16 protein-coding genes are annotated in these 18,760 nt (G+C 64.2%); 9 read left to right on the top strand and 7 right to left on the bottom strand.

From position 1 onward, the window contains the following. Nucleotides 1-13: 13 nt before the first annotated feature. Nucleotides 14-958 (bottom strand): DUF58 domain-containing protein, encoded by a 945-nt coding sequence (locus RR51_RS20475; protein WP_013971643.1) that lies wholly within the window; start codon nucleotides 956-958, stop codon nucleotides 14-16. A gap of 4 nt (nucleotides 959-962) precedes the next feature. Then, the gene (locus RR51_RS20470) at nucleotides 963-1,922 is read right to left on the bottom strand and encodes an AAA family ATPase (protein WP_013971644.1); all 960 of its coding nucleotides are present in this window, start codon (nucleotides 1,920-1,922) and stop codon (nucleotides 963-965) included. A gap of 231 nt (nucleotides 1,923-2,153) precedes the next feature. On the opposite strand from RR51_RS20470, the gene RR51_RS20465 reads away from it, so the two are divergent. Beyond that, complete coding sequence (locus RR51_RS20465; RefSeq protein WP_039614533.1) at nucleotides 2,154-3,461, top strand: T6SS phospholipase effector Tle1-like catalytic domain-containing protein; 1,308 nt, start codon at nucleotides 2,154-2,156, stop codon at nucleotides 3,459-3,461. Between the two features lie 88 nt (nucleotides 3,462-3,549). Here RR51_RS20465 and RR51_RS20460 read toward each other — a convergent pair whose 3' ends face one another. Both RR51_RS20460 and RR51_RS20455 read right to left on the bottom strand, forming a co-directional pair. Continuing rightward, entirely contained in the window at nucleotides 3,550-4,746 is a 1,197-nt protein-coding gene (locus RR51_RS20460) for an MFS transporter (protein WP_013971646.1), read from the bottom strand. A 59-nt stretch (nucleotides 4,747-4,805) separates the two neighbouring features. Beyond that, nucleotides 4,806-6,020, bottom strand: coding sequence for a benzoate/H(+) symporter BenE family transporter (locus RR51_RS20455; RefSeq protein WP_024086547.1), 1,215 nt, complete (start codon nucleotides 6,018-6,020; stop codon nucleotides 4,806-4,808). A 102-nt stretch (nucleotides 6,021-6,122) separates the two neighbouring features. Here RR51_RS20455 and pdxR point away from each other — a divergent pair, with 102 nt between their 5' ends. Continuing rightward, a complete protein-coding gene (gene pdxR, locus RR51_RS20450) occupies nucleotides 6,123-7,634 on the top strand; it encodes a MocR-like pyridoxine biosynthesis transcription factor PdxR (RefSeq protein WP_039614532.1) in 1,512 nt (503 codons plus the stop codon). 37 nt (nucleotides 7,635-7,671) lie between these two features. On the opposite strand, the gene RR51_RS20445 is transcribed toward pdxR, so the two are convergent. Both RR51_RS20445 and RR51_RS20440 read right to left on the bottom strand, forming a co-directional pair. Then, the gene (locus RR51_RS20445; protein WP_039614531.1) at nucleotides 7,672-8,559 is read right to left on the bottom strand and encodes a dihydrodipicolinate synthase family protein; all 888 of its coding nucleotides are present in this window, start codon (nucleotides 8,557-8,559) and stop codon (nucleotides 7,672-7,674) included. A gap of 44 nt (nucleotides 8,560-8,603) precedes the next feature. Further along, nucleotides 8,604-9,386 (bottom strand): aldolase, encoded by a 783-nt coding sequence (locus RR51_RS20440; protein WP_015269467.1) that lies wholly within the window; start codon nucleotides 9,384-9,386, stop codon nucleotides 8,604-8,606. A 237-nt stretch (nucleotides 9,387-9,623) separates the two neighbouring features. Between RR51_RS20440 and RR51_RS20435 the strand changes: the two genes are divergently transcribed. The 3 genes from RR51_RS20435 (at nucleotide 9,624) to RR51_RS20425 (ending at nucleotide 13,708) form a co-directional block, all read left to right on the top strand. Next, nucleotides 9,624-11,171, top strand: coding sequence for an AMP-binding protein (locus RR51_RS20435; RefSeq protein WP_039614530.1), 1,548 nt, complete (start codon nucleotides 9,624-9,626; stop codon nucleotides 11,169-11,171). A 14-nt stretch (nucleotides 11,172-11,185) separates the two neighbouring features. After that, the gene (locus RR51_RS20430) at nucleotides 11,186-12,352 is read left to right on the top strand and encodes an acyl-CoA dehydrogenase family protein (protein WP_039614529.1); all 1,167 of its coding nucleotides are present in this window, start codon (nucleotides 11,186-11,188) and stop codon (nucleotides 12,350-12,352) included. A gap of 102 nt (nucleotides 12,353-12,454) precedes the next feature. Then, nucleotides 12,455-13,708: an MFS transporter gene (locus RR51_RS20425; RefSeq protein ID WP_039614528.1), complete on the top strand. Its 1,254-nt coding sequence runs from the start codon at nucleotides 12,455-12,457 to the stop codon at nucleotides 13,706-13,708. Between the two features lie 12 nt (nucleotides 13,709-13,720). Here RR51_RS20425 and RR51_RS20420 read toward each other — a convergent pair whose 3' ends face one another. After that, a complete protein-coding gene (locus RR51_RS20420; RefSeq protein WP_023663061.1) occupies nucleotides 13,721-14,665 on the bottom strand; it encodes a LysR family transcriptional regulator in 945 nt (314 codons plus the stop codon). A 214-nt stretch (nucleotides 14,666-14,879) separates the two neighbouring features. Here RR51_RS20420 and RR51_RS20415 point away from each other — a divergent pair, with 214 nt between their 5' ends. The 4 genes from RR51_RS20415 to RR51_RS20400 are packed head-to-tail and all read left to right on the top strand — an operon-like array spanning nucleotide 14,880 to nucleotide 18,738. After that, entirely contained in the window at nucleotides 14,880-16,733 is a 1,854-nt protein-coding gene (locus RR51_RS20415; RefSeq protein WP_039614527.1) for a DUF1302 domain-containing protein, read from the top strand. A 22-nt stretch (nucleotides 16,734-16,755) separates the two neighbouring features. Further along, nucleotides 16,756-18,066 (top strand): DUF1329 domain-containing protein, encoded by a 1,311-nt coding sequence (locus RR51_RS20410; protein WP_081014001.1) that lies wholly within the window; start codon nucleotides 16,756-16,758, stop codon nucleotides 18,064-18,066. Beyond that, nucleotides 18,066-18,452 (top strand): YidH family protein, encoded by a 387-nt coding sequence (locus RR51_RS20405; RefSeq protein WP_039614525.1) that lies wholly within the window; start codon nucleotides 18,066-18,068, stop codon nucleotides 18,450-18,452. The genes RR51_RS20410 and RR51_RS20405 overlap by 1 nt, the downstream gene beginning before the upstream one ends. Next, nucleotides 18,445-18,738 carry a DUF202 domain-containing protein gene (locus RR51_RS20400; protein ID WP_039614524.1) on the top strand — a complete coding sequence of 98 codons (294 nt, stop codon included), beginning with the start codon at nucleotides 18,445-18,447 and terminating at the stop codon, nucleotides 18,736-18,738. The genes RR51_RS20405 and RR51_RS20400 overlap by 8 nt, the downstream gene beginning before the upstream one ends. The last annotated feature ends 22 nt before the right edge of the window (nucleotides 18,739-18,760 follow it).

Below are 18,760 nucleotides of genomic sequence, written 5' to 3'. Positions count from 1 at the left end.
TGGCCGCTGCTCTTCATGACGCGCTCCGTGGCCGCTGGGCGTTCAGGTATTCGCGCAGCTGCTCGATCATGTCGCTTTGGGTGCTCAGTGGCATCAGCAGCACGCGCAGCTTTTGCGCCATCAGCTCCCAGCGCTCGATACGCGCTTCGGCCTGCTGGCGGTAGGCCTGGCGCAGGTTGGCGTCCAGGGTGTCGAGCTCCAGCTGCGCGCTGCGCTGGGCGAAGCGCAGCAGGCCGGCGGCGGGCAGGGCATGGTCGAGCGGGTCGGACACCGGCATCAACAGCAGGTCGCAATGGCGCGAGAGCATGGCCAGGTGCTGCTCCACCTGTGCAGTGAGCGAGCGCTCATCGCAGATCACGATGGCCAGGCTGCCGGGGCGCAGCACTTCGCGGGCGCGGCGCAGGGCCAGGCCGAGGCTGTCGGCACCGGGCGTGGCCTCGGTGTGCAGCGCCTGGTTGACCTTGGCCAGGCGGTTGAGCAGTTGCAGCAGGCTCTGCTTGCTGCGCCGGGGCTTGATTTCGTGGTGCTCGTTGTCGCCGAACACCAACCCGCCAATGCGGTCGTTATGGCCCAGCGCGGCCCAGCCGAACAGCGCTGCAGCCTGGGCGGCCAGCACCGACTTGAACATCAGCCCCGAGCCGAAGAACAGCCGTTGGCTCTGCTCGACAAGAATGAAGATGGGCCGTTCGCGCTCTTCGTGGAACAGCTTGGTATGCGGCTCCTGGGTACGCGCGGTAACCCGCCAGTCGATGTTGCGCACATCGTCGCCAGCCTGGTAGACGCGCACCTGGTCGAAGTCCACGCCGCGCCCGCGCAGCTTGGAGTGGTGCAGGCCCACCAGCGGGCTGCGCTGGCCGGGCCGGGAAAACAGCTGGATTTCGCGCACGCGGTGGCGCATGTCGATCAGCTCGGCAAGGCCGATGCGGATGCCGGGTTCGGCCAGCGATGCAGTGGGCATGGGCTCAGGCAACGGCGACGACGTCGAGGATGCGCTGGACCACGCGGTCCTGGTCGATCCCTGCCGCCTCGGCCTCGAACGAGAGGATGATGCGGTGGCGCAGCACGTCGAACAGCACCGCCTGGATGTCTTCGGGGCTGACGAAATCGCGCCCGGCCAGCCAGGCGTGGGCGCGCGCGCAGCGGTCCAGCGAAATGGAACCACGCGGGCTGGCGCCGTAGGCGATCCAGTCGGCCAGTTCGGCGTCGAACTTGGCCGGAGTGCGGGTGGCCATCACCAGCTGCACCAGGTATTCCTCCACCGCGTCGGCCATGTACAGGCCGAGGATTTCCTTGCGGGCGGCGAAGATCGCCTGCTGGCTGACCCGGCGCTCGGGCTTGGTCTCGCCGCCCAGGGCTTCACCACGGGCCTGCAACAGGATGCGCCGCTCTACTGCAGCGTCGGGGAAGCCGATTTTCACGTGCATCAGGAAGCGGTCGAGCTGGGCTTCGGGCAGCGGGTAGGTGCCTTCCTGCTCGATCGGGTTCTGCGTTGCCATCACCAGGAACAGCGGCGACAGGTCGTAGGTGCTGCGGCCCACGCTGACCTGGCGTTCGGCCATGGCTTCGAGCAGTGCGGACTGCACCTTGGCCGGGGCGCGGTTGATTTCGTCGGCCAGCACCAGGTTGTGGAAGATCGGCCCCTGCTGGAACACGAAGCTGCCGGTTTCCGGGCGGTAGATTTCGGTGCCGGTGATGTCGGCCGGGAGCAGGTCGGGGGTGAACTGGATGCGATGGAACTGCGCCTCGATGCCTTCGGCGAGCTCTTTGATGGCCTTGGTCTTGGCCAGGCCCGGCGCGCCTTCGACCAGCATGTGGCCGTCTGCCAGGAGCACGATCAACAGCCGCTCGACCAGTTTCTCCTGGCCTAGGATCTGTGAAGAAAGAAAGGTGCGCAGCGCGATCAGCGCTTCACGGTGTTCCATCGGTGACGGTTCCTGGTATGGGGCCGCAGGCGGCTGGAAGCAGCTGCCCTGGCAAGGGGTGATACTTTAATCCATCCGGGGGGGTGGCGACCAATGGCGGTAGGGAAATTTATCCTTGCCGGGGGCCATGCAGGTCCGGAAATGTCCTGTGTATCGCTGGCCATTGGCTGATGTTCCGCAGCAGCGTGCTGGCGCCTGCTTGTGCTTTTGGTACAAGCAGGAAGCACGACGATGGACCTGAACAGCTATAGCACTGCACGCATCACGCCGATCACCCTGCGTTTTGGCGTGTTCTTCGATGGCACCGGTAACAACCTGAGCAATGTGATGCCGGTGGATGCACCGGGGAACAAGGGGGGCAGTTATGCCAATGCCTTGAGCAATGTGGCCCTGTTGCATGCACTGTACCCGACGCTGGGGGCCAATGCTGATGGGACCATGGCGTTTCTGAAGCGCTATGTCGAGGGCGTGGGCACCCTGGCGGGGGAGGCGGATCATGCCTATGCCTCGGCCACCGGGTGTGGGCGTAGAGGGGCCGAGGCGCGGGTCACCGAGGCCTTGGCGGGGATTGCCGGGCAATTGCGGGACTGGTGCCAGGCGCACCCACAGGCAAGGCTCGAGCGGGTCGAGTTCGACTTGTTCGGTTTCAGCCGCGGCGCTGCGGCTGTGCGTCATCTGGCCAACCTGCTGCATGATGGCGGCAGCAGCCTGTTGGCTGTGCCCTGTGGCATCGTGATCAACTTCATCGGCCTGTTCGACACGGTTGCTGCGATTATCGCGCCGCTGCAGGGCGACTTCGATCCTGCCGACGACCGCCATGGTGGCTTGCGCCTGGGCCTGGGCGCGGGCATTGCCCGGCAAATGGTGCAACTGGTGGCGGGGGACGAGCAGCGGCACAACTTCCCGCTGGTACGCAGCGGCCATGACATCGTGTTGCCAGGCGTGCACTCGAACATTGGCGGTGGTTACCCGGATACCACGCAGGAGCAGGTGCTGCTGTGCAAACCGCATTCTCAGCGGGTGCCGCTGAGAATGCGCGCCGAGCACACGCGTGCGCATGCCACAGTCAGTGCGTTGCTGGCGTCGTCGTTTGGCGAAATGGGCGCGCCCAGGCCGCGTGTGCTGGCCTGGGAGGTTCCGATTGCCGGTGGCCTGCCTAGCGAGGCGCAGAAACAGGTGTATGCGGCGGTGTACCGCGAACGGGAAGTGGCGGGGCAGCTGTCGCGGGTGTACCTGAGCATCATGCGGGAGCTGGCGGTGCGCGCTGGTGTGCCGTTTGCGCAACTTGGCGGGCAGGTCGAGCACCGGCTGCCGGATGAACTGCTGGGCATCAGCCGCAAGTTGCATGCGTTTGCCCTGGGTGAATGCGAACAGCCTGGGTTGACCGAGGATGAGCAGCGATTGTTGCGAGACAGGTACGTGCATGCATCAGCGAACTGGAATGCGTTGAAGGGGTTGCACGGCAGTGTGCTGGATGTGTTGTTCGTCAATCGGCCGGGGGCAGGTGGGCGGGTGGTGCATGCCAATCCGGTCGCCTGAGTAGCCAGTGCGCAGATGAATCAATGGCCATGTGCTGTTCTGCAGGGTCTGCCTTGCATTGCGAAAGGGCTGCAAAGCAGCCCTGGGGCTAGACAGGCTGTCGGTGCTTCCTGGCCAGGTAGGCCTCCTGTGCCAAGGTCAGCAGCACCGTCAGCAGCATGAACACGATCGATGCCACGAAGATGCCATGAGGCAGGCGTTGGTCGAGCATCCAGCCAAACGCCACCGGCCCTAGGGCACCGCCGATGCTGAAGCCGGTCGAGACCAGCCCGAACGCTTTGCCCTCGGCGCCGCTCGGTGCCGCTGCCTTCACCAGCATGTCCCTCGACGGGGCGATGATCCCGGTCAGCAAGCCAATGGCACCGAGAACCACCACCAACCCCCAGCCCCGAAGCAGCCCGAGGGCCACCAGCGTTGTCAACGCGGCAGCCAGGGCAAAGGCCGAGGCCGCCACCAGGCCGTGACGCCGGGTCCGGTCAGCCAAGGCCCCACCGCACAGTACACCTGCAGCACTGCTGAGCAGAAAGGCCGTGAGTGCCGTGTTGGCCCAGGCCAGGGTCAGGTCTTGGCCCTGGACCAGGGCGGCCACGGAGAACTTCTCGATGGCACTGGTGCTCAGGTTGAGCAAGATGAACAGGACCGTCAGCAGCCCGAGCATGGGCGTGAACAGTCGCGCGCGACCTGCTGCAGTGGGGCCAGAGCCGCCTTTGCCAGGCTTGGCAACGTGGTGGATTCCACTGCCTGGAACCGATATCAACAGCAAGGCGGCAACCCCCGCAGCCGCGCCCGCCATCAGGGCAGCCTGCGTGCCGAATAGTGCAGCGATGCCTAGAAATATCGCTGGCGTTACCGCCGAGCCGAGGAAGCCGGCAAAGGTATGGATCGAGAACGCCCGCCCCAGGCGGCCTTGTTCGATGCCGTTGGCCAGCAGCGCGTAGTCGGCCGGGTGGTACACGCCATTGGCCAGGCCGGCCATGGCCATCGCCACCAACAGCAGGATGTAGCTGGGGCTGACAGCAACCAGCAGGAAACTGATGCTGCCCAGCAGCAAGCCCGCCTTGAGCACCTTGCGCGCACCGTAGTGGTCGACGGCATAGCCTAGCGGTGCCTGCACCAGGGCGGAGACGATATTGAACACGGCCAGGGCTGCGCCGAGTTCGACGAACCCTACCCCCAGCAAGTCGGGGAGCACGGGTAGCAGCGCCGGGATAAGCATGATGTGCACATGGCTGACGAAGTGTACGGCAGCAATTTGGGTAAGAAGCTTGGGGCCAGCTTTGGGCATGTCGATACCTGTTGTACGGCGTGCGCACCTGGCGCACGGCAGGATGGTGGAAAGCCCGCTTACCGGGAGAAGTGGCAGAAACCGGGTAGGCGGCCGTTCAGTACGGCATAGGCCAGCAAGCCAATGACCAGCCCCCAGAATGCCCCGCCAATGCCAAACAGGTTGATGTTGGCTGCCGCGGCCAGGAATGTGATCAGTGCCGCTTCGCGTGAACGGGCATCTGCCATTGCGTTGGCCAGGCTGGCGCCGATGGTGCCCAGCAGCGCAAGGCCGGCCAGCGTGGTGATGAAGGTGGCCGGCAGGGCCATGAACACACTGGCCAGGGTGACCCCGAATACCCCTACGAGGATGTAGCAGACACCGGCAGCGATGCCCGCGACCCAGCGTTTGCCCGGGTCTTCGTGGGCTTCCTTGCCAGTGCAGATGGCGGCGGTGATGGCAGCGATGTTGAAGGCGTGCGACCCGAACGGTGCCATCAGCAACGACCCCAGGCCAGTGACTGCCACGATCGGATTGGCGCTGGTCTTGAAGCCATCGTTGCGCAGCACCAGCATGCCTGGCATGTACTGACCGGTAAGGGTGATCAGGAACAACGGCAGGGCCACGCTCAGGGCGGCGTTGAGGGAGAAGGTGGGCGCGGTGAACAACGGCGTGGCGAATTCCAGCCTGAGCGCTGTCAGGTCCACCTGGCCCTGCAGTAGCAGGTAGCCCAGGCCTAGCAGCAGAATGCCTACTACGGCATAGCGGGCGGTAAAGCGTTTGAATGTTACATAGGCCGCGATCAACAGCCCGGCCAGGGCGGGGTCGACCGACAGGCCGCCGAATGCACCAATGCCGAATTGCAACAGGATACCCGCCAGCAGGCCGGCGGCAATTCCGCCCGGGATGGCCCGCACCAGGCGCTCGAAGTAACCGGTCACTCCCAGCATCACGAAGCCGGCTGCCGACAGCAGGTAGGCACCGATGGCGTCACTGTAGGGCACGCTGGCCAGCGCTGTGACCAGGAACGCAGCGGCCGGCGTGGACCAGGCGGTGATCACCGGCTCGCGGCTGTACCAGGACAGGACCAGGCCACTGAGCCCGACGCCGATCGACACTGACCAGACCCACGAGGAGGTCAGCGCCGGGCTCAGCCCGGCCAGCTTGGCGGCCTGGAACACCAGGATGAAGGTGCCGCCATAATTGACTATTACCGAAACGATCCCCGCCACCACGGGGTGAAGGATGTCTGTCAGCCGTAGCGGGGTTGGAACAGTGTGTGCGGGCGTGTTCATCGAGGCCTCGGTCGTTCTGGCGCATAGGGTTGGAAAGGCTGGTTTTTATAGCGCTAGAATGGCCGGTATAGCCCCACCACTTTTCCACACATGGCCATACCAATGTTCAAGCATGCACAACTGGAGTCGGTGAAAGCCTGGATCGGCGACCCAGAGCGCGCGTCACTGCCCTTGCACGTAAGAATCCAGCGTGCGATACGCCAGCTTGTTCTCGAAGGGGCGTTGCCCGTGGGCAAGGCGTTGCCCGCCTCCCGTGCGCTGGCGGCCTCGCTGGCTGTGTCACGGGATACGGTCGAGGCTGCATATGGCCAGCTGCACGCCGAAGGCTTCATAGAGCGCCGGGTGGGCAGTGGCAGCTTCGTTTCACCCCGTGCGCAGCACCTGCCGGCCCAGCCCCGGGGCCGCAAGGTGAAAGCCCCGGACGAACCGCCGGCAATCAGCCGTCGTGGCCAGGCGCTATGCCAGGAGGGCGGAGTGCACAATTTCTTCGTTTCTCGGCCGTTTGCGCCGGGGGTGGCGGAAACCCGCAACTTCCCGTTGCAGGCCTGGGAAAAGCTGCAACGGCAGGTGTTCAAGGAACATGGCTCCCAGGCATTGCAGCCCAGTAGCGCGCAAGGTACCGAGCCACTGCGGCGGGCTATTGCCGATTACGTCAATCTTGAACGTGGCGCACAGGCCACGGCTGACCGCGTGCTCATCCTTACCAGTTCACAGCAGGCGTTCAGCCTGTGTGCTCACGTACTGGCCGACGCGGGCGACCAGGTGGTTATCGAAGACCCGGCCTACCATGGGGTCAGGAAGGCTCTGGGTGCTGCTGGCCTGCATTGCATCGCCGTGGCCGTGGACACGGACGGCATGCAGGTCGCGCAGATAACACGGCTGGCTCCCCATGCCAGGGCTGTTTTCCTGACCCCTTCGCATCAGTTCCCTACTGGCGTGACCCTGTCCCTGGACCGGCGTCTGGCGGTGATCGAGTGGGCCCGGCAACAACGCGCCTGGATCATCGAGGACGATTACGACAGCGAGTTTCACTATGCCGGCAAACCCACCGCGTGCGTGCAAGGCCTGGATGCCCACGACCGTACGGTTTACATCGGCACGTTCACCAAGTCCCTGTTCGCCGGCTTGCGCATTGCCTACATGGTCTTGCCGCCGCAACTGGTCGAGCCGATGACCGCTGCGCGAACCTTGCAGGACGGGCATACGGCTTCGCTGGCACAACTGACCTTGGCCAGGTTCATCGAAGGCGGGCACTTCGGCGCCCATGTGCGCTTGATGCGGGCGATCTATGCGGAGCGCCGCGATGCCCTGGCGTCATTGGTGCAGGCACAGCTGTCGGACTTTCTTGTCGCGCGTGTGCCCGCAGGCGGCATGCAGATGCCTTGTGTTTTCACCAGGCCGATGCCTGAAGAGCAGGCCGTGAAGGCGGCGCAGGCCGCTGGTATAGACCTGCTGGGGCTAAGTGGCCTGTATGCGTCGACGAAAGGGGAGGCGGGATTGCTGATGGGGTTTGCGGCGCATACCCCTGGTGAACTGGCGATGGCCGTGGCGAAACTGGCGAAGGTGTTGCGCCAGGTCGAGTCTGGCCAAGGGCGAGCAACGTTGCCAGGATGAAGCCCGGCAGCAAGACGCCGCCGGGCAGTTGTCACGGTCAGTCGGCCAGTTCTACCAGCATGCTCTTCAGGTAGTCGCTGCCTTGCGCATCCAGCGGCTGCAGGGGCAGGCGTGGAGCGCCGACATCCTGGCCGAGCATCTTCAAACCGGCCTTGATGGTGGTGGGCAGGCCACGGCGGGTGATGTATTCCAGCAGTTCGTACTGGCGGTAGAACAGCGCGCGAGCTTCGGCCAGGTTGCCTTGCTGCACCGCGTCCCACAGCGCCAGGTTCAACGCCGGGATCAGGTTGGGCGCGGCGGTGCACCAGCCGGTGGCACCGGCCACCAGGGCTTCCAGGGTGAGCGGGTTGCAACCGTTGTAGAAGGCCACCTGGCCATCGGTGGCCTTGAACAGGCGGTGCATGCGCTGGATGTCGCCGGTGCTTTCCTTGACCATGGTCACATTGGGCACTTCGCCGAGGATGCGCAGGATCAGCTCCACCGACAGGTCGGTGCCGCTGGTGCCCGGGTTGTTGTAGAGCATGATCGGAATGTCGATGGCCGCGCCCACCGCCTTGTAGTGGGCGACCACTTCGGCTTCGGTGAGCTTCCAGTAGGAGATGGGCAGCACCATCACCGCCGTGGCGCCGCAGGCCTGTGCCAGGCGGGCGCGCTGCACGGTGCGTGCGGTAGTCAGGTCGGAGACGCTGACCACGCTGGGCACGCGGCCGGCGATGCGTGCCTGGCTGAAGCGCACCACCGTTTCCCATTCGCTGTCGGACAGGTAGGCGCCTTCGCCGGTGCTGCCCAGCGGTGCGATGGCGTGCACGCCGTCTTCTATCAGGCGGTCGATGGACAGGCCCAGGGCATCCAGGTCGAGCGCGCCGTCTGCCTTGAAGGGAGTGATGGTGTAGCCGATAACGCCGCGAATTACAGGTGTAGACATAACCAGGCACCTTTGCCGTTGTTGGGGAAAGAGTACAGCTTCAGTCAGCCCAGGCAGTCGCCATGGGCACGCAAGGCACGGCGCGCGTAATAGCTGAACGCGGCACCATGACGTTTGGGGGTGGAGATCCAGTCGTGGGCTTCCTTGCCCAGGGCATCCGGGATGGGGCGAATTTCACCGGCGCCCATGGCCAGCAGCTGCATCTTTGCCGCGCGCTCGAACAGCATGGCAAGGACGCAGGCTTCCTCGATCGAGCGGCCGGCGATCAGCAAACCGTGGTGGGAAAGCAGGATCGCGCGCTTGTCGCCGATCGCCCTGGAAATGATTTCACCTTCTTCGTTGCCCACCGGTACGCCAGGCCATTCCTTGAGGAACGCGCAGTCGTCGAACAGCGGGCACAGGTCCATGTGCGAGATCGCCAGTGGCACTTCCAGCATCGACAGGGCGGCGCTGTGCAGTGGGTGGGTGTGGATGATGCAGTTGACATCGGGGCGTGCGCGGTACAGCCAGCTATGGAAGCGGTTGGCCGGGTTGGCCATGCCGCGGCCTTGCAGCACGGTGAGGTCTTCGTCGACCACCAGCAGGTTGGAAGCGGCGATCTCGTCGAAGCCCAGGCCGAGTTGTTGCGTGTAGTAGGTGCCAGGCTGCTCGGCGCGGGCGGTGATCTGCCCGGCCAGGCCCGAATCGTGGCCGCCGTCGAACAGGATGCGGCAGGTAAGGGCGAGTTTCTGGCGAGGAGTGTAGGTGTTGTCGGCCAGCGCCGTCAGCATCTGCTGCTGGGCGAGTTTGACGAGCTGATCCTTGGGGGTCTGCATGGTGGTCGTCATGGGCTGTACCTGCATGAAGGGCCTATAAAGGCTGATTGGCGCGAAGCGCTATCAGGACACAAAATCGATATTAATGACACAAGGTGTCATTTGCAAGCGATGTGTCATCACCACTGCCGCTCATGCGATGTGGTCCAGTGCAAACCGTTATGGCCCGCATACGTAACTGGTATTACTTGCTCCGACCGCACGCTGTTTAGCATCGACCGGGTCTTAAACCGCGACGAGAACAACAACGTGAACCTCGCAACCCTAACCAGTCGAAGTGCAAGATACTGGCCTGAGCGCTTGGCGGTGATCGACCGCCACACTCGCCTCACCTTCGCGCAGCTTGAACAGCGGACCAATCAGTTGGCCTCGGCCTTGTTGGCCCATGGCATCACCAGCGGCGAACATGTCGCGATCCTGGCTCCCAACCGGGTCGAGCTGGTGGAGGCTGAGGTGGCTTTCTACAAGGCCGGCCTGGTCAAGGTCCCGGTCAATGCACGCCTGGCGCTGGATGAAGTGATCCAGGTACTGAATGACGCCTGCAGCGTCGCGCTGATCGCCGACCCGCAAGCTGCCGAGGCCTTGCTGGCGCGCAGGCAGGAGGTGCCTGCGCTACGCCTGATCGTTACCCTCGGCGAGCAGGGTGGCGATATCGGCTACGGCGCACTGCTGGCCCAAGGCAGCAGCCAGCCGGTCAGTTGCGATCTGCCTGACGATGCACTGGCCGTATTGCACTACACCTCGGGCAGTTCCGGTGTGCTCAAGGCAGCAATGCTCAGCGTCGGCAACCGCAAGGCGCTGATCCGCAAGAGCATCGCCAGCCCCACCCGGCGTGCCGGCCCAGGCGACATCATGGCCCATGTCGGCCCCATCACCCATGCCAGCGGCATGCAGCTGATGCCGCTTCTGGCGGTGGGTGCCTGCAGCCTGTTGCTGGAACGCTACGATGACCAGTTGCTGCTCGAGACCATCCAGCGCGAGGGCGTGACCCGGTTGTTCCTGGTGCCGGCCATGATCAACCGTCTGGTCAATTTTCCCGGGGTCGAGCGCTATGACCTGAGCAGCCTGCGCCTGGTGATGTATGGCGCAGCGCCAATGGCGCCAGCGCTGGTCAAGCGGGCTATCGAAGTGTTCGGGCCGATTCTGGCCCAGGGCTACGGCGCTGGCGAAACCTGCTCGCTGGTGACGGTGCTGACCGAGCAGGACCACCTGTGCGAAGGCGGCGACTACCGCCGGCTGGCCTCGTGCGGACGATGCTACTTCGAGACCGACCTGCGTGTGGTGAACGACGATTTCCGCGATGTCCAGCCAGGCGAGGTGGGCGAGATCGTGGTCAAGGGACCGGACATCATGCAGGGCTACTGGCGCGCACCGCATCTCACCGCCGAGGTTATGCGTGATGGCTACTACCTCACCGGCGACCTGGCCACGGTGGACCAGCAGGGCTACGTGTTCATCGTCGACCGCAAGAAGGAAATGATCATTTCCGGTGGCTTCAACATCTACCCCAGCGAAGTCGAGCAGGTGCTCTACAGCTTGCCGCAAGTGTTCGAGGCTGCCGTGGTAGGCGTGCCCGACGAACAGTGGGGCGAAGCGGTGCGGGCAGTGATCGTGCTCAAGCCTGGCATGCAGCTGCAGGAGCACGAGGTGATCGAGCATTGCGCCCAGGCTCTTGCCGGGTTCAAGAAACCGCGCGGTGTGGACTTCGTCAGCGAGCTGCCGAAGAACCCCAACGGCAAGGTGGTGCGCCGCCTGATTCGAGACGCCTACTGGCAAAACAGCGAACGCCGCATCTGACTTGAGGAATTGCCATGTACCAGCCAAGCGAAAAGGCCAAACAGATCATCGAGGCCATCGGCGGCTTCGTTCGCAACGAAATCCTGCCCCTGGAGCAACGCGCCGGCCTCAGCTGGGCCGAACCGCACCCGCGAGAGGTGCTGCAGCAGGTGTGGCAACGCTCGTGCGAGCAGGGCTTCTACAACATCATGCTGCCCGAAACGATTGGTGGTGCAGGATTGAGCGTGTCCGACCTGTGTGCGGTGAAGGAGGCCACGGTGCTGACGGGCTCTATGCTGGCGCCGCACATTCTCGGCGAGCTTTCCGGGCCGCCGCGTATCGGCCATCTGTTCAAGGTGGCCAGCCCGGCCCAGGTCGAGGCTTTCCTGCAGCCGGTGTGCCGAGCCGAAAAGGCCGTGTGCTTCGCGCTGACCGAAAGTGAAGCCGGGTCCGATGCCACGGCGATCAGGACTACCGCTCGGCGCGACGGCGAGCATTACGTGCTGAGCGGGGCCAAGCGCTACATTTCCGGGGCGCCTTATGCTGATATCGCAATACTGCTCGCGGTCACCGGCCCCGGGCGTGGCGCCCAGGGGATCTCGGCATTCTTTGTCGAGCTGGATGCGCCGGGCGTGCGGGTGGAAAGCGATTACTCGGTCATGTCCGGTGGCGGCGCCCATGGCGACATCCTTCTCGATGAGGTACGAGTGCCGGTGGCCAACCGCATTGGCGAGGAGGGGCAGGGCTTCAAGCTGGCAATGGGGCGCATCACTCTCAATCGTCTGCTGCATTGCCCAACCATGCTGGGCATGGCGGGCCTGGCGCTGAACCTGACGGTCGACTACGCCCGCACTCGCAAGCAGTTTGGCCAGCCGATCGCGATGTTCCAGTCGATCAATCACATGATCGCCGACATGGCCACCGAACTGCATGCGGCACGCAGCATGGTCTATGCCACTGCCGCGGTGAATGACGCCGGTGGCGATATCCGCACCCAGGCGCCGATGTGCAAGCTGTTCGTATCGGAAACGGCCTTCCGTATCGCCGACCGCGCGGTGCAGATTCATGGGGGTGCCGGGCTGTTGCGGGGCAACCCGGTGGAGTGGATCTTCCGTGCGACCCGTATGATGCGCATTCTTACCGGGACCAGCGAAATCCAGCGCAACACCATTGCCAAGGGCGTGCTCATGCCCGAGCAGTGAAACTGCACGCCCGGCCTCGAGTGGCCGGGCTCTCCCACAAGAACAATAAGAGAGATCGACATGACTCATACTGACTCCCGCGCGCGTGCAGGCACGGCCTGGATGATAGCGGTACTGCTGGCACTGCTTATGCTGGTGAACTTCCTGGACAAGGTGGTCATCGGCCTTGTAGCGGTACCCATGTCCAGGGAACTGGGTTTGTCCCCGGCCGAGTTCGGCCTGGTGGGCGGCGCGCTGCACTGGTTCTTCGCCATCTCTGCAGTGGTCGGTGGCTTCATGGCCAACCGCCGGCCGACCCGCACCCTGCTGTTGGGCATGGGCGCGTTCTGGGCGCTGATCCAGTTGCCCATGCTGTTCGTCACCTCCCTGTGGGCTATTGTCGCTTGCCGGGTGCTGCTGGGCATCGGCGAAGGGCCGGCGTCACCGGTGGCAACCCATGCCTTGTACAAGTGGTTCCCCAACGACCGGCGCAACCTGCCGGTGGCGCTGTTGCATACCGGTAGTGCACTTGGGCTGCTGGTGGCAGGCGCAATGATTCCATGGATCAGCGTGCACTATGGCTGGCGCATGAACTTCATCGTGCTGGCCTTGATCGGTGCGGCGTGGTGCGTGCTGTGGTGGGCATTGGGGCGCGAGGGTACTCTTGACCGCAGCCGCCCCGGCCAGCCCAGGGAAGAACAGGCGCACATCGCCTACCGCCGTCTGCTCGGCGACCGCACCGTGCTGGGCAATTACCTGTGCCACTTCGCCGCCAATTGGTCGCTGGCCCTGACCTTGACGTGGGTGCCGAGTTATCTGGAAACCGGGTTGGGCATCGACCCGATCATGACCGGTCGGGTGTTCGTGCTTTTCGTGGTGGTGACCACGCCGCTGAGCCTGTTCATGGCCTGGCTGTCGCAGCGCATGATGCGCGCCGGGGTGGCGACACGCTGGTCGCGCGGAGCCTTCGTGTCCCTGTGCCTGATTGCCAGCGGGTTGTTGTCGGCGGCATTGTTCCTGCCGGGCCTGGGGAATGTCGAGCGAATCATCAGCCTGACTTTCAGTGGCGGGCTGGCGCTGGTCATGTACTCGGTGGGGCCAGCCATGCTGGCGGAGTTCACGCCCAGCGGGCAGCGTGGCGGCATCCTGGCTATCGGCAATGGTATCGCTTCGCTGGCCGGGCTGGCGGCACCCGTAGTCACGGGGTTTCTGGTGCAGGGCGCCGGAGCCGACCACCCGGCAGGGTATGGCCAGGGCTTCCTGGTATGCGGGGCGGTGCTGGTCATTGCCGGGTTGACAGGGTTGGTATGGATGGACCCTCAGAAAACCCGCCAACGGCTGCTTCAGGTGGGCACGGCTGCGCTGGCCCGGGCCTGACCTGCGCTGCGTTCAGAGGCTCTGCTGGGGGAGGGGGGCACGCTCTATCAGGGTGCCTTTCCAGCGCTCGCTGCGCACCGCATCCACGAGCAGCCCGCGCACCAGGTCGCGCATGCAGGCGGCGGCGAACGACAATGGCTTGTGTTGCGAATGGGCCAGGGCAATCGTACGAGTGATGCGCGGCTCCACGATCAGCCGCGCGCTGGCCGGGGCGGCCAGGTCCAGCAATGGCGGCCAGTTGCTGATGGTCGCCGCCAGGCCGGCGCGTACCAGGCTGGCTATGCCGGGCGCAGACTGCTGTTCATAGCTTGAATCCAGGGCCACGCCGGTTTCCATGGCAGCCTGCTCGATGCGCCTGCGCAGGTGCAGGCTGCGCGGCGGCATTACCAGCCGGCTCGACGCGGCCTCGGCCAGGGTGATCGGTGAATCGTCCGGACCATGCGCAGGCAGGCCGACCCAGTACAGGTCTTCGGAGAACACGGGCTCGGCGACAATGTGCGCCAGCTCCTCGGCATTGGGCACCACACCGAAATCCACCTTGCCCAGCTCGATCGCCTGGCCGCCTTCGCGGCTAAGGCCGTCCCATACGGTGAGCTTGATACCAGGAAAGCGCGCCTGCGCCTGGGTGATGATGGCTGGCAACAACAGCGCCGAAGCCGTGGCCGGAATCGAGATGGCCACGTGGCCCTTGGGGTTGCCGCGGCTGGACTTGAGTTCGTCCTTCACCGAATCAAGCTTCTGTATCACCGAGCGTGCCACTTCGTAAAGCTGGCGCCCTGCATCGGTCAGCTCGATGCCGTCATGCTGGCGCGCCAGTAACTGCATTTCCAGCTCGCTTTCCAGCAGTCCTATCTGACGGCTCAATGCTGGCTGGGCAATGAACGCGTGGCGCGCGGCGTTGGAGAAGCTGCCGGCTTCGACAATGGCAATCAGGTAACGCAGCTGTTTCAAAGTCATGGCAATTCTCAGGCTATGCCGAAGTGGTATGGCAACTATCGAGAGACGTTATTTGTTCAGCTCTAGTGGCCTACTTAGTATCGGGGAACACCGGATCGAGGATAACAGAAACTTTCACTTATTTACCCAGCCCCTTTTACACAAGCCTTTGCGCCGTGTTTCGGCGCTAACTCGCAACTCACTCTCGAATAAACACAATAAGAGGTTAAGAGTGATGGCATTTCGTGCTTCTGGTCTTTCGGGACCATTGTCGCTGCTTGCGTCGTCTGCACTTTTTTCTGTGCCTGCCCTGGCTGTTCAATTTAATCTGGGAGAGTTTGAAGGACAGTTTGATTCAGCGTTTTCGTTTGGCACCAGCATTTCCACTGCCAACCCGGACCCGGCTTTGCACAATAGTGCAAACAGTGATGACGGCCGCCTGAACTTTGCCTCGGGTGATGTATTTTCGGCAGTGTTCAAAGGTACCCATGATCTGGAACTCAAACATGCCAACCTGGGTGTGTTCCTGCGTGGCACCTACTGGTACGACACGGCGCTGCGCGACCATGACCAGCGCTTCAAGCAGGTCGAGGACAACAACCGCAAGCGCTCGGCCAAGACCGCAGGTACCCAGCTGCTCGACGCCTTTGGCTACTACCTCTACGACATCGATGGCCAGCCAGGCTCGGCAAGGCTGGGCAAGCAGGTAGTGAACTGGGGCGAGAGCACCTTCATCCAGGGCGGGCTGAACGTCATCAACCCCTTCAACCTGGCGGCGCTGCGCCGCCCAGGTTCCGAGGTGAAGGACGCGCTGGTGCCGGTGAACCTGTTCTACTTCACGCAGAACCTGACCGAGGCGTTGTCGGTCGATGGCTTCTACCAGTTGGACTGGGACCAGACCCAGCTCGACAACTGTGGCACGTTCTTCTCCAACAACGATTTCCTGCCCGATGGTTGCGATGGCCTGGACGTGGGAGCCAGGTTGCTTGGCAACCCGGCTGCCGTGGCCGGCCTTGCACCGTTTGGCGTGAACCTGACCAGCGAAGGCGTGCGCATACCCCGGGGCAGTGACCAGGATGCCCGCGACGGCGGGCAGTGGGGTGTGTCGTTGCGCTGGTACGTGGCGGCGCTGGATACCGAGTTCGGTGCCTACGCAGCCAACTATCACAGCCGCACGCCTTATCTGGGGACGGTCAGCAGCCCTTATTTCGACAACAGCCGCTTCGCCCCCCAGTTGTGCGCCAACCTGGGTATCGGCCCGGCCGGTTGCGCCGGGTTCCTCGGCTCCGCTGCCGGTCAGTCGCTGGTCGGTGCATTGCGCCTGGGTACCTCCCAGTACCGTGTGCAGTACCCCGAGGACATCCGCATGTACGGGTTGTCGTTCGCCACCACCCTGCGCAGCGGTACGGCCCTGCAGGGTGAGCTGAGTTACCGGCCGAATATGCCCATGCAACTCAACGGTACCGACATCATCCAGTCGCTGCTCAACGTCGAGGGACGTTCGCCTTTGCTGGGCGACGGGCTGCGGCCAGAAAGCGCCAGCACCCTGTTCGACGGCTACCGGCGCAAGGAGGTGACCCAGCTTCAGGTGACCGCCGTACATGCCTTCAGTCAGGTACTGGGGGCCAACCAGATGCTACTGGTGGGCGAGGCCGGGGCCACCTACGTCGGTGGGCTGGAGGGCGGCGGAGGCCCGCGCTACGGCCGCTCGGGTACCTTCAACAGTGGCGAGCTGGCGGACAACAGCGTCTGCCGGGCGATTTCCAAAACGCCAGAGCACTGTAACGACCAAGGCTTCATGACCCCGTTCTCCTGGGGCTACCGGTTACGCGCGACCTTGACCTACCCCAACGTGATCGCCGGCTTCGACCTGCGGCCGAACCTGTCCTGGTCGCACGATGTGCACGGTACAGGCCCGGTGGAAGGCTCGGCTTTCAGCGAAGGCTCCAAGGCCATGAGCATCGGGCTGGATGCGACGCTTGCCAGTACCTACAGCCTGAGCCTGTCGTACACCGACTTTATCGATGGCGACTATGGCACCCGTGGTGACCGGGACTTTGTCTCGCTGAGCCTGGGCGTCACCTTCTGAGGGCATGATGATGAATATGCGAATGGTGATGATCGGCCTGTTCTGGGCCAGCGGCGCACTGGCTGCGACAGGCCTGCCAGACAACCTGACCCCTGTGGGCGCCGAACGCGCGGCCAGCCCGGACGGCCGTATCCCGGCCTGGCAAGGCGGGTTGAGCGTCGCCCAGCAGCGCCTGGGTGACAACGGCACGCCGCTGGATCCGTATGCCGCCGAGCAGCCGCTGTACCGGATCACGGCGGCCAACTATCGGCGTTACCAGGGCCAGCTTTCCGACGGCCAGGTAGCCTTGCTCAAGCGCTTCCCGCACACCTTCGAACTGCCGGTCTACCCCACCCATCGCAGTGTCGCGGTGCCTGCCGGCGTCGCCGCCTCGGCCGCCCGCAATGCAGCGCAGGCGCAGCTGGATGACCAGGGCAACGGCCTGCGCGGGTTCAATGGAGTGATTGCGTTTCCCCGGCCGGACAACGGGCTGGAGGTGATCTGGAACCATCTGACCCGGCACCGCAATGCCAGTTACATTCAGATGTCCGACAGCGTCACACCGTTCAAGAACGGCCGCTTCGTGCTGATGAGCGCGCGCCAGGATGTAGCCCGCCCGGAAGGCCTGGGTGGGCTGGGTGCAAGCAATGTGTTGTATTACTTCACCTACCGCATGACGGCACCATCACGGCTTGCCGGTGATGCCATGGTGGTTCACGAAACCCTTGACCAGGTAGCCGAGCCCCGCTTGTCCTGGGTCTACAGTGCCAGTCAGCGGCGTGTGCGGCGCGCGCCGAACATCGCCTACGACACCACGGGGCCAGGCACCGCAGGCCTGCGTACTGCCGACAGCCGCGACATGTTCAATGGCGCCCCCGACCGTTACCAGTGGAAGCTGCTGGGCAAGCAGGCCCTGCACGTGCCGTACAACAGCTACCGCCTGGCATCGCCCGAGCTGCGCTATGCCGAGCTGATCAGGCCTGGTCATGTCAATCCGGCGCCCACACGCTACGAGCTGCACCGGGTGTGGGTGGTGGAGGCGACGCTGAAGCCCGGCGCACAGCACATCTACGCCAAGCGACGCTTCTATGTGGACGAAGACACCTGGGCCATTCTCGAAACCGACAGCTACGATGCTGGCGGCCATCTGTGGCGTACATCACAGGCCCACAGCTTCTACCACCCAGGCGGCGAGGTGGCGGTCAACGCAATGGAGGTCACCTATGACCTTAAGAGTGGCCGCTACCATGCGTCGGGGCTGATCAACGAGCAACGTCGCCCGTTCGACTTCAATGTTCGCACCAGCCTTTCGTATTTTTCTCCCGGCGCCCTGCGCAGCTTTGGCGTGCGCTGATGGACGCCTTTGAACCACGGCCGGACTGGGCTCGGCGTCTGCTGGGGCAGGGCGAGGCGCCCGACCCTCGCTTCACCTTGGCCAACGAGCGTACGTTCCTGGCCTGGATCCGTACCGCGCTGGCGTTGCTGGGAGGTGGCATTGCCATCGAGACCTTTGCCGGCCAGGCCCTGCAGGCGCCGCTTCGGCTCTGGCTTGTCGGCAGCCTGATGTTGCTGAGCATGTTGCTGAGCGCCGGCGCCTGCCTGCGCTGGCTGCGGGTGGAGCGTGCCTTGCGTCAGCTCCGGCCATTGCCGCTGCCGGCGCTGGTGCCGCTGTTGGCGCTGGGTTGCCTGGTCGCGGCGTTGATGGCCGCTGTCGTGTTGTGGCCGCGCTGGCATGCCTGATCCGGGCTTGCAGGCCGAACGCACCGAACTGGCTTGGCGGCGTACCTGGTTGGCGCTGGTGGCGGTCGCGGGGTTGGCTTTGCGACAGGGCGACCTGGCGCTGGCGGCAGTAGTCGGCTTCGCAACGCTGACGCTGTTGACCCGTCAGGGGCGGCGCTACAGCGAGGGGCTGGCGATGTTGCGGGCCGAGCGCGGTCAGCCTGCGATTCTGCCGGTAATGGCACTGGGTAGCGCGGTGTGCCTGATGGCGCTGGCAGGGTTGTACCGGTTGGCGAACGGGGGCTGAAACCCCTCCCACAGATACGATG

Origin of the sequence: Pseudomonas sp. C5pp (assembly GCF_000814065.1) — a bacterium.
Taxonomy (GTDB): domain Bacteria; phylum Pseudomonadota; class Gammaproteobacteria; order Pseudomonadales; family Pseudomonadaceae; genus Aquipseudomonas; species Aquipseudomonas asiatica.
Note: the sequence above shows the minus strand (reverse complement) of the source record. Positions and strands in the feature narration are given on the sequence as shown.

Excerpts from the sequence above, each read along its gene's own strand:
- RR51_RS20475 (WP_013971643.1), bottom strand. The coding sequence starts at position 958 with ATGCCCACTGCATCGCTGGCCGAACCCGGCATCCGCATCGGCCTTGCC.
- RR51_RS20470 (WP_013971644.1), bottom strand. The coding sequence starts at position 1,922 with ATGGAACACCGTGAAGCGCTGATCGCGCTGCGCACCTTTCTTTCTTCA.
- RR51_RS20465 (WP_039614533.1), top strand. The coding sequence starts at position 2,154 with ATGGACCTGAACAGCTATAGCACTGCACGCATCACGCCGATCACCCTG.
- RR51_RS20460 (WP_013971646.1), bottom strand. The coding sequence starts at position 4,746 with ATGCCCAAAGCTGGCCCCAAGCTTCTTACCCAAATTGCTGCCGTACAC.
- RR51_RS20455 (WP_024086547.1), bottom strand. The coding sequence starts at position 6,020 with ATGAACACGCCCGCACACACTGTTCCAACCCCGCTACGGCTGACAGAC.
- pdxR (WP_039614532.1), top strand. The coding sequence starts at position 6,123 with ATGTTCAAGCATGCACAACTGGAGTCGGTGAAAGCCTGGATCGGCGAC.
- RR51_RS20445 (WP_039614531.1), bottom strand. The coding sequence starts at position 8,559 with ATGTCTACACCTGTAATTCGCGGCGTTATCGGCTACACCATCACTCCC.
- RR51_RS20440 (WP_015269467.1), bottom strand. The coding sequence starts at position 9,386 with ATGACGACCACCATGCAGACCCCCAAGGATCAGCTCGTCAAACTCGCC.
- RR51_RS20430 (WP_039614529.1), top strand. The coding sequence starts at position 11,186 with ATGTACCAGCCAAGCGAAAAGGCCAAACAGATCATCGAGGCCATCGGC.
- RR51_RS20425 (WP_039614528.1), top strand. The coding sequence starts at position 12,455 with ATGATAGCGGTACTGCTGGCACTGCTTATGCTGGTGAACTTCCTGGAC.
- RR51_RS20420 (WP_023663061.1), bottom strand. The coding sequence starts at position 14,665 with ATGACTTTGAAACAGCTGCGTTACCTGATTGCCATTGTCGAAGCCGGC.
- RR51_RS20415 (WP_039614527.1), top strand. The coding sequence starts at position 14,880 with ATGGCATTTCGTGCTTCTGGTCTTTCGGGACCATTGTCGCTGCTTGCG.
- RR51_RS20410 (WP_081014001.1), top strand. The coding sequence starts at position 16,756 with ATGGTGATGATCGGCCTGTTCTGGGCCAGCGGCGCACTGGCTGCGACA.
- RR51_RS20405 (WP_039614525.1), top strand. The coding sequence starts at position 18,066 with ATGGACGCCTTTGAACCACGGCCGGACTGGGCTCGGCGTCTGCTGGGG.
- RR51_RS20400 (WP_039614524.1), top strand. The coding sequence starts at position 18,445 with ATGCCTGATCCGGGCTTGCAGGCCGAACGCACCGAACTGGCTTGGCGG.